9 protein-coding genes are annotated in these 9,607 nt (G+C 68.7%); 6 read left to right on the top strand and 3 right to left on the bottom strand.

The annotated features are described in order from the left end of the window. Positions 1 to 131: 131 nt before the first annotated feature. Together RMN98_RS05445 and RMN98_RS05450 are read right to left on the bottom strand one after the other, a co-directional pair. Positions 132 to 764 carry a DUF305 domain-containing protein gene (locus RMN98_RS05445; RefSeq protein ID WP_309647788.1) on the bottom strand — a complete coding sequence of 211 codons (633 nt, stop codon included), beginning with the start codon at positions 762 to 764 and terminating at the stop codon, positions 132 to 134. Between the two features lie 124 nt (positions 765 to 888). Further along, positions 889 to 1,353: a DUF6153 family protein gene (locus RMN98_RS05450; protein WP_309647789.1), complete on the bottom strand. Its 465-nt coding sequence runs from the start codon at positions 1,351 to 1,353 to the stop codon at positions 889 to 891. A 108-nt stretch (positions 1,354 to 1,461) separates the two neighbouring features. On the opposite strand from RMN98_RS05450, the gene RMN98_RS05455 reads away from it, so the two are divergent. Beyond that, the gene (locus tag RMN98_RS05455) at positions 1,462 to 3,669 is read left to right on the top strand and encodes a copper-translocating P-type ATPase (RefSeq protein WP_309647790.1); all 2,208 of its coding nucleotides are present in this window, start codon (positions 1,462 to 1,464) and stop codon (positions 3,667 to 3,669) included. Between the two features lie 641 nt (positions 3,670 to 4,310). Continuing rightward, a complete protein-coding gene (locus tag RMN98_RS05460; RefSeq protein WP_309647791.1) occupies positions 4,311 to 4,985 on the top strand; it encodes a DUF4396 domain-containing protein in 675 nt (224 codons plus the stop codon). A gap of 76 nt (positions 4,986 to 5,061) precedes the next feature. Here RMN98_RS05460 and RMN98_RS05465 read toward each other — a convergent pair whose 3' ends face one another. Continuing rightward, the gene (locus RMN98_RS05465) at positions 5,062 to 5,373 is read right to left on the bottom strand and encodes a thioredoxin family protein (protein WP_309647792.1); all 312 of its coding nucleotides are present in this window, start codon (positions 5,371 to 5,373) and stop codon (positions 5,062 to 5,064) included. Positions 5,374 to 6,214: 841 nt separating this feature from the next. Here RMN98_RS05465 and RMN98_RS05470 point away from each other — a divergent pair. The 4 genes from RMN98_RS05470 (at position 6,215) to RMN98_RS05485 (ending at position 9,346) form a co-directional block, all read left to right on the top strand. Beyond that, positions 6,215 to 6,733, top strand: coding sequence for a SigE family RNA polymerase sigma factor (locus RMN98_RS05470; RefSeq protein WP_309647793.1), 519 nt, complete (start codon positions 6,215 to 6,217; stop codon positions 6,731 to 6,733). After that, positions 6,730 to 7,557 (top strand): hypothetical protein, encoded by an 828-nt coding sequence (locus tag RMN98_RS05475; protein ID WP_309647794.1) that lies wholly within the window; start codon positions 6,730 to 6,732, stop codon positions 7,555 to 7,557. Before RMN98_RS05470 ends, RMN98_RS05475 begins: the two co-directional genes overlap by 4 nt. 105 nt (positions 7,558 to 7,662) lie before the next feature. Continuing rightward, positions 7,663 to 8,193: a SigE family RNA polymerase sigma factor gene (locus RMN98_RS05480; RefSeq protein WP_309647795.1), complete on the top strand. Its 531-nt coding sequence runs from the start codon at positions 7,663 to 7,665 to the stop codon at positions 8,191 to 8,193. Further along, positions 8,186 to 9,346 (top strand): hypothetical protein, encoded by a 1,161-nt coding sequence (locus tag RMN98_RS05485; protein WP_309647796.1) that lies wholly within the window; start codon positions 8,186 to 8,188, stop codon positions 9,344 to 9,346. Before RMN98_RS05480 ends, RMN98_RS05485 begins: the two co-directional genes overlap by 8 nt. The last annotated feature ends 261 nt before the right edge of the window (positions 9,347 to 9,607 follow it).

Here is a 9,607-nt window from a genome sequence, read left to right on the forward strand (position 1 = left end):
TGTTGTTGGTTGTCTTTGTTTCACACCGCGGGGGGTGGGGGGGGGGCTGGGTGGTTTTTCTCTTGGGGGGGGGGGGGGGGGGCCCGGGGGGCCCCCCCCCCCCACCCCCGCGACCTGGGTCGGTCAGCGCGTCAGGAAGCGAGGAGCTCTTCCATGGTTGCGATCTCCTCGGTCTGCGAGGACTCGATCTGCTCTGCGAGAGCGATGGCGTCAGCGAACTCGCCACCGGCCTGCTCCGCCTGGGCCATCTCCACGGCACCGGTGTGGTGCTCGACCATCATGGAGAGCCACATGTCCTGGAACTCGGCGTCCGAGGCGTTCGCGAGGCCCTCCATGTCCTCGGCGCTCATCATGCCGCTCATCGATCCCATGTCGGAGTCGGAGTCGCCGCCCATGTCGGACATGTCGTGCCCGCCCTCTGAGGCTTCGGGAACCTCCTCGCCCCACGACGTCAGCCATCCCGACATGGTCTCGATCTCGGGGGCCTGGGCGTTGCGGATCGCGTCGGCAAGCTGCTGGACCTCGGGGTCCAGGGTGCGTCCCTCGGTGAGGTCGACCATCTCGATCGCCTGGGTGTGGTGCGGGATCATGTCGGTGGCGAAGGCCACATCGGCGCCGTTGAAGACATCGCCGTTCTCCGCGGTCTGGACGGCGCTCGGGTCATCGGCGAGGTCGTCCCCGCCGCACGCGCTCAGGGACAGGGCGAGGGTGGCAGTCGTCGCGAGGGCGACGGCTAGCTTGCGGGGTGCATCAAGGGTGAACACAGCGTTGTTCTCTCTTCCGGAAAGGGTCGCCGCCGCACACCGGGGGTGGGGCAGCGAGGTGTTGTTGAGGGATGGCGTCGGTCCAGCCGGCCACGTCAGGCGACGTAGCCGCTGGAGGCGCCCCTCAGCACCTCTGGATGGAGAGGACGTGCAGGTCTGGTGGGACTGGCTCTCGAGCAGTGCGCGCCAGGCGCACATCGGCGCCGCCGACGACGGGTCGCAGGACCAGCCCGACCCACAGCCCTCGCGCCCTGGTCAGCAACAGGACCAGTCCGGCGAGGACCGCGAGGCACAGCATCATCGCCAGGTCAGCGCCGTCGCCGACGATGTCCCCCGCCACTGCGACAGCGTCAACACCTCTGTTCTGGGTGTGAGCGGCGACATCCGCCGCAGCCTCGGCGGCACCCACGGCCATCACCTCGCCCGACGTGGCCGGTGCCGACATCACGGACGAGTCGTGGTGCGCCATGCCGTGCTCGGACATGCCGTGCATGGCGAACAGGCCCGCCAGCGCCGCGAGCACGACCAGCAGGCGTGTCCCGGAGGTCCCAGCGACACGCCTGATCGGGATTGCACCACGGCGGCTCATCACCCTCAGTCTAGGACCCCCACCCAGCATCCTCACAGCCCCTCCCGGTCCCGGACATGCGGGACCAACGCCTCTTGACTTTATACCCCATGGGGGTATGTTGCCTACATGACGAGCCACACGCACCACTCCCCGACGGCTACCCAGACGAACGACGCCGACGACACCGCGACCCACACCGCGGCCGGTACCTCAGGGGGCGCGGGCGAGTACACCTGCCCGATGCACCCCGAGATCCGTCAGCCGGGTCCGGGTGCGTGCCCCATCTGCGGGATGGCGCTCGAACCGGTGACCATCACCGCGGACAGCGGCCCCAGCCCGGAGCTGACGGACATGACGCGTCGCTTCTGGGTCGGCCTGCTCCTCGCCGCGCCCGTGGTCGTCCTCGAGATGGGCATGCACTTCGTGCCGTCAGCGTTCGAGTTCATCTCCGCCACGACCGCGACCTGGGTCCAGCTCGTGCTGGCCACCCCGGTCGTCCTGTGGGCCGGGTGGCCCTTCTTCACCCGCGGGTGGACCTCGGTGCGCACCCGGCGGCTCAACATGTTCACCCTGATCGCGATGGGCACCGGTGTGGCCTGGGTGTTCTCCGTCGTGGCCACCGTGGCGCCCGGGATCTTCCCCGACTCCTTCCGCGACATGGGCGGGACGGTCGACGTCTACTTCGAGGCGGCCGCTGTCATCACCGTGCTGGTCCTGCTCGGCCAGGTGCTCGAGCTCCGCGCTCGCGAGCAGACCTCCGGGGCGATCAAGGCGTTGCTCGACCTGACCCCCAAGACAGCCCACCGCATGGCCGACGACGGCACCGAGGAGGACGTCACCCTCGACCTCGTCCAGATCGGGGACCGGCTGCGGGTGCGTCCCGGTGAGAAGGTCCCGGTCGACGGAGTCGTCGAGGACGGCCGCTCCTCCCTCGACGAGTCGCTGGTGACGGGCGAGTCGATGCCGGTCTCGAAGACCGAGGGTGACGCGGTCATCGGGGGCACCCTCAACCAGACCGGAGGCCTGGTCATGCGTGCCGAGAAGGTCGGCCGCGACACCATGCTCGCGCGGATCGTGCAGATGGTCGCCGATGCCCAACGCTCACGTGCCCCGATCCAGCGGATGGCCGACCGAGTCTCGGGCTGGTTCGTCCCCGTCGTGCTCGCAGTCGCCGTCATCGCCGCCGTCGTCTGGGGCCTCGTGGGCCCCGAGCCCCGTCTGGCACACGCCCTGATCGTGGCGGTCGCGGTGCTCATCATCGCCTGCCCCTGCGCCCTGGGGCTCGCCACGCCGGTCTCGATCATGGTCGGCGTCGGCCGAGGTGCCGGGCTCGGTGTCCTCATCAAGAACGCCGAGGCACTCGAGCTGATGGAGAAGGTCGACACCCTCGTCGTCGACAAGACCGGCACCCTGACCGAGGGCCGCCCCTCCGTCACCCAGGTCGTCGCCCTCGACGGGTTCGACCGCGAAGAGCTGCTGCGCCTGGCCGCCGGCGTCGAACGCGCCTCCGAGCACCCCCTGGCCCACGCCGTCGTGCGCGCAGCCGAGGAGCGACAGATCAACATCCCGGCCGTGAGCAACTTCGACTCCCCCGTCGGCAAGGGCGTCGTGGGCCTGGTCGAGGACCGCCGTGTCCTGCTGGGCAGTGCCGCCTTCCTGCGCTCCCAGGGCATGGACACCGCCAGCCTCACCGACCGCGCGGACCAGTTGAGGGCCGATGGGGCGACCGCGATCTTCATCGGCATCGACGACCAGGTCGCAGGCATCTTCGCCATCGCCGACCCCGTCAAGGAGACCACCCCGGCAGCCCTCGAGGCCCTGCGCGCCGAGGGCATCGAGGTCGTCATGCTCACCGGCGACAACAGCGTCACCGCCAAGGCCGTCGCGCGAATGCTGCACATCGACCGGGTCGAGGCAGAGGTCCTCCCCGACCACAAGAGCGACATCGTGGCGCAGCTCAAGGCGGAAGGTCGCGTGGTCGCGATGGCCGGCGACGGCGTCAACGACGCCCCCGCGCTCGCTGCCGCGGACGTCGGCCTCGCGATGAGCTCCGGCACCGACGTCGCCATGGAGAGCGCAGGGGTGACACTCCTACGCGGTGACCTCACCGGCATCGTCAGCGCCCGCCGGCTCTCCCAGGCCACGATGTCCAACATCCGCCAGAACCTGGTCTTCGCGTTCATCTACAACGTCGCCGGCATCCCCGTCGCTGCCGGCGTCCTCTATCCCACGTTCGGACTGCTGCTGTCTCCGATCATCGCCGCCGCCGCCATGGCGTTGTCCTCGGTCAGCGTGATCACGAACGCCCTACGGCTGCGAACAGTCCGGATCTGAGCACCCGCAGCTGCTCTTGACGACCTCTTGGAGGCCTCGCCTAGCATCGGCTCGTGTCTCAACCCGGTGCCCGCAGGAGTGCGCGCTGGGCACGGCACGTCCTCGTGGCGGGCGTGATGCTCGGGCTCACCCTGATGTGCGCAGCCCTTGCAACCGGCAGTTCCAGCCAGACCGCGGCCGCCTCTGACACCGGGTCCATGAGCTCGATGGTCATGGCCCCGGGCGTCGCTGAGGCCGACCGAGTCGCGGTGCTGCCGACTGCACCGATGGCAGGCATGTGCGACGCCGCATGCGCCTCAGGCGCCGTACGAGCCACCTGCGCCCTCGCCGCAGCGGCAGCCCCCCTGATGCTGCTCGGGCTCCTGCTGACACGACGACGCGACACGTTCCTCGGGTTGCTCGCCAGGACGACCGGTCCCCTCATCGTGAAACGCGAACGCAGCCGGTGGTCCGGTTGGTTCGTGCTCTCGCCGATGTCCCTGTGCGTGTGGAGGGTGTGACAGGTCGCTCAGCACCAGCCTGAGCCCTCTCCCACCCGAGTCCGTCGGTCGAGCTACGCCTGACCAACCGGACCCGTCCCACCCCTGCGTCCGCCCGCATCGCGACGACGCCACCCACACGACATCAAGGACACACCTCTCATGGACATGACCAACCGAGTGCCCGAGTGGCTCACCCCCATCGCCTGGACCTTCATCACGCTGGCCCTGCTCAGCGCCGCCGCGATCGCCTACGACGTCTACGCCCGACGACACCGCCACGGCACCGTCGCAGCCGAGATCGTCTGGGTCACCTCAGCTCTCTACCTCGGCCCGTTCGCACTGCCCCTCTACGCCCGTCACGGACGAACCGCACAGATTTCCGACACTCCCCGGACCGCTGCCACTGCCCAGCCGGTTGCGGTCGCCGGACTGCCCGGCGGAGGCGCGTCTGCGGTCGCGCACCTCATCGGGGTCCCGGTTGTGATCGCCTCCGGCCTGACCATCGCCGGCATCGACCTGTGGGTCATGATCATCGTCATCGGCCTGCTCGCCATGGCCTTGCTGTTCGTCTACGAGCGGACCGCGAGCGGCCGCGGCACGTCTCGCGCCTCGTCCGCCGGAGCCGCTGCCATGGCAGCAGTGCTGACGGTGCTTGCGTTCGACATCGGCATGGGCGGCTGGATGCTTCTCCTCCACTTCAACGAGTACATGCCACCCGTCGACCAGGGCTCGTTCTGGTTCCTCATGCAAGTCGGCATCGTCCTCGGCCTTCTCACCGGCTACCCCGCCGTCACGTGGCTCACCCGACGCCACGAGACCGTCGCCCCGGCCTGAGCCCAGCACACCCCCTGCCCGTAGCACCGGCCGCGCCCAGGACGATCCTCGCTCGTCCCGGGCGCTGTCGAGCCCGTCAGGAAGCGGCGGCGTCCCCTAGTGCTTTTCGCAGCGCCTCGATCGAGGGCAGCCCTGACAAGCCCGCAGGCGTTGCGTAGACCCGGCAAGCCATCCCCACGTGAGCGCCCGCCTCCGGAAAGAGATCATGACCGCTGACAAGGATCGTGGGCGAGCCGGTGAAGCCGCGCAACCGAGCTTGCTCATCCGTCTCGATGACTGTCGTGCTCACCGAGACTGCGAGGCACAGCTCGTCCGCCACCGCACTCACCATCTCGACGGCTCCGAGCTCGTGAGGGCAGCCCGACACCACCAGCAGCTCCACGTCCATCGCCTCAGGATGCCCTAGCCGTCAACCCGGTGAAGTCTCGGCGGCTCGGTCGATCCCCATCCCTGCCACCGCCAAAGAACAATCGCGCCGCTGCGGCCGAGCGCCCGAGATGAAGGGGCAACTCGTGACAAGCGTGATGCGGGTGAGGCAACATCCTCGACGTTCGGCGCAGGTCAGCATGGGTCAGTCAGTCAGTCAGTACTACGACATCCAGGCACGTGTGCACGTAGTGCTCGATCTCGGCGTTCGAGACGGTGAGGGCTCCGGCTTGGCCGGGGCCCTCATGCGTGCTCGACGACCCAAGGGAGCCGACCGCGCCTGTCCATCCCCGGCGATACCCTCGAGGCATGTCGACCCTGAGACTGCGCCACACCTTGCGCGCCTTCCTCTGGACGCGAGCGACAGTTTTCTGCTGACTAGGCATGACCGAACTACTCGGCGCGACGACAGGGTGTTTTGGACCTCCGCCCGACGGCGGACTGGAGCCAGGTGAGACGCCTGTTGAAGCAGTGTCGCGGAACATGATGGTGGAATAGGAACGTGGCATCCCCCGAGGAGATCCGGAGGCCTGGCCCGCGAGGTCCGCTGGCAACGCCAGGTGACCCTCGATGCGGCCTAGGCCGCGCATCCCGAACGGAGCACCGACACAGCCGGCCGCGGCCTGGATCACTGGCCCTCCCCACGAGGGGCCACGCGTGCAGACCGCTTGAGCACCGACTGTCTCATCAGCCTTGACATTTCGTGCAGTCCGGGGTGTCACGCGGAGGGTGGTTCGTAGCGTCTAGTAGGTGTGACTGCATCAACCGCCTCCCCCTCTCGGGGCTCAGCCCGGGAGGGTGCCATGCCTGCCGGACAGGACCTCGGCTTCGATGCACTGGTCCGCATCACGGCACCCGCCCTGCACCGCACTGCCTTGCTGCTGACCGGCGGCGACCACCACCTCGCCGAGGACCTCATGCAGGGCACCTACGTCAAGGTGTGGGTGGCCTGGAAGCAGGTCTCGCGCGCCGACGATCCGGTGGCCTACACGCGCACGGTCCTGACTCGCACCTTTCTGTCCCACCGTCGACTGCGGCGGTCCTCGGAGCGACCGACGGACGAGCTCGGGCTGTCTGAGTCGTCCGCATCCGGTGACCAGGACCCCGTCCTGCGCCTCGACATGCTGGATGCATTGCGTCGCCTCACTCCGAAGGACCGTGCGGTGGTCGTCCATCGCTACTGGCTCGACCGCAGCGTCACCGAAACGGCAACTGACCTGGCGCTGAGCGAGGCCGTCGTGCGCACTCGCAGCAAGCGAGCGCTGGCCCGTCTTCGTGCACAGTTCACCGACCTCGACCTCGACCCCAGGGAAGACTCATGAACCTCCGTGACCGGATCGCCCAGGACCTCGATCGGACCGACCAGGTCGGGCCCGACATCGCTCGTCTGACCGCGCAGGCTCGCTCGCGCGGGAAGCGCCTGGCGCTGCTGCGCAGAGCAGCAGCCACAGGAGGGACTCTCGTAGCGCTCACCATCGGCGCCGTCCTCGTTGCCTCTCCGTGGAACAACCCTCGAGCAGGCACCGAGGGGACCGTCGCGACCGACCCGGCCACCCACGCCACCAGCCCGTCACCACGACCCTCCTCACCCGTCCGCGCCGAGGACGAGACAGGCCCTGCCACCGCACGAGGGGCCGCCGCTGCCCTCGTGTCCGCGCTCAGTGACGTGACCGACTCGCCGACCTCGGACTACGTCGGTCAGGGCCCGCGTGCCGAGCTCGGCGACAGCGACTACTACGCGCAGATCCGGCTGGAGGACGACGGTGGCCCGGCCAACGTGGAGATCAACGTGCAGTTCGACGGCGGCTTCATCGGCGGCTGCTCGGAGACCATGGACGAGTGCCGCTCGGCACGACTCCCTGACGGCGCCACGATCACGTCCTACGTGCTCACCGGCGACAAGGCCCCTGGCGACATCCGCAGCGTCGCCGAGCTCGTGCGCGCCGACGGGGTCCGTGTGGTGGTCGCGGCCACCAACAGCATCACGCGCCCAGGAGTGGGCACCTACGTCACTCGCCCCGAGCCCTCACTCACCGGCGACCAGATCCGCTCCATCGCCCTGCAGGAGTACTGGAACGAGGAGCTGCCCGCCGTGTTCCTCGAAGCCGGCAAGACACTCGAGCCGTTCCGTGCCGCAGCCTCCTAGGGCGCGGCACGCGCACCTGACTACCCAGGTCGGGCTCCAGAATGCCGTGGCCGGCCACAACCTTCTGCAGCGGCCGTGACGTCAAGGTGTCGAGAGGGCGATGGTGTGAACAACGACGACAAGTCGGACCCGCCGACGTTCGAGGACTTCGTGGTGGCTCGATGGACGACACTCGTGCGGACCGCACACCTCCTGACCGGCAGCCCGGACGCAGGGGCAGACCTCGTGCAGGAGACCCTGACGAAGGCCTACCCCCGCTGGGACCGGGTGTCTCGTGCCGACGCGCCAGAGGCCTACGTCCGCCGCATGATGTTCAACGTCTTCATCGATGCACGACGGCTCGACAGCCGCCGCTCGGCCAAGGACCGGCTCCTGCAGGTGCGGACCGAGCCGTCGTACTCGACGGACCCCGGCGAGCGGCTCGACCTGTGGCAGCAGCTGATGACGCTTTCCCCGCGCGAGCGTGCCGTGCTGGTCCTTCGCTACTACGAGGACCTCAAGGAGGTCGAGATCGCCGATGTCCTGGGCATCTCGACCGGTTCGGTCAAGTCCTACTCCCACGTCGCGCTCGGCAAGCTGAGGGCGCGTATGCCTGCCGTGGCCACCGACAGCAACGAGAGGAACCCCGATGAGTGATCCGATCGAGCACGACCTCCGGTCGCTGTTCAAGGAGCGGGTGGAGTCGACCCCGCACCCCCCGGTCCCCGAGGCGCTGCTCGGGCTGTCCGCACGACCGCGGCGCCGCGGGACTGTGCTCGCTGCCTTGGCTGCGGTGGCTGCGGTCGCAGTGGTGGTGGTCGGTGTCGGCATCGGAACCGTGCTGCCCACAGGCTCCGATGCTCCACCTGCCGGTCAGACCGGTGGGTCCACGGGCGTCGACGAGCAGCCGTTGTCTGATGCGCCGACCATCCCCTACATCCAGGACGGCGTCCTGCGCCATGCTTCCTCGTCGGCAGCCACCACGGCCGACCAGCTGCACTGGGCCGGCGACTCCGTCATCGTCACCGACAACTACTCCAGCCAGGCAGGCGACGGCGTGGCACGCTCGTGGATCCTGCACGGGAACGAGCTGGTGACGCTGCCGTTCCTCGATGACTCCGTCGTCGCCCTGAGCCTCGACGGCACGGAGGTGCTCGCCATGAGTCACCCGGACCCGACGACCACGCTTCTCACGGTCCACGACCTGGCGCAGAGGACCGAGGTCGGTGCCATCGACCTCGCAGCACCGGGATCGTGCTGCGAGTCAGGAGCCGTCGACCTCCTGGGCTTCGACACCTCGGGTCGCGTGTTCTACAACGAAGGAGACCGCAGCTTCGTCTGGGATCCTCGAGCCGCGGAACCCACGGCCATCACGGGGGCGCCGGGCGAGATCGCCCAGGTCGGCACGCAGGGTGTCCTGGCGATGTCAGGGGACTACGGCTCCTCCACCGAACGCGTCCTGGGCGAGGTCAACGAGCTCGGTGCCTTCAAGGGTGGTCGGGAATTTCTCATGCCGGACCCGACCGAGCCGGCTTCCTGGTCGCCGTCGGGCCACGTTGTTGCCTACACCGCGAGCTCCGGACCGGTGGTGGAGCCCAGCGACGCATCGACCGGGCCAGTCGGTCTCGACGTCGGCGGCATGGTCTTCTCCCACGTCGTGGGCTTCGAGTCCGAGACCGATCTGCTCCTCGTCGCCCGAGAGGGGGACCGCAACAACCTGCTTCGCTGCTCCACTCGCGGCAGCTGTGACGTGCTCGAGGAGATGGGCGGCCCCAATGCGTTGGACGACTGGGTCTTCCCCCTCACCTGACACACGGGTGCTCTCTTCGTCTCGACCGGCTCCGCAAGCCCTTGGCTCCAGTAGCCCGCCCTCGTCCAGCCCCATGGGCCTCCATTCCCCGACGAAGGTGTTGTCTCGGCATTGCCGCCGCCCGGGATGGTCGCGCCGGTCGAGCTGTGCACCTGGCCGCGCTTCTCCTACTCGCCGCAGCAGGAAGTCGTCATCATTGATGCAGTGCACGACAGCCTCGTGGCCGCGTTCAAGATTCCACGAGAAGATCGCTACATCCGC

Origin of the sequence: Nocardioides sp., assembly GCF_031397825.1 — a bacterium.
Lineage (GTDB): Bacteria > Actinomycetota > Actinomycetes > Propionibacteriales > Nocardioidaceae > Nocardioides.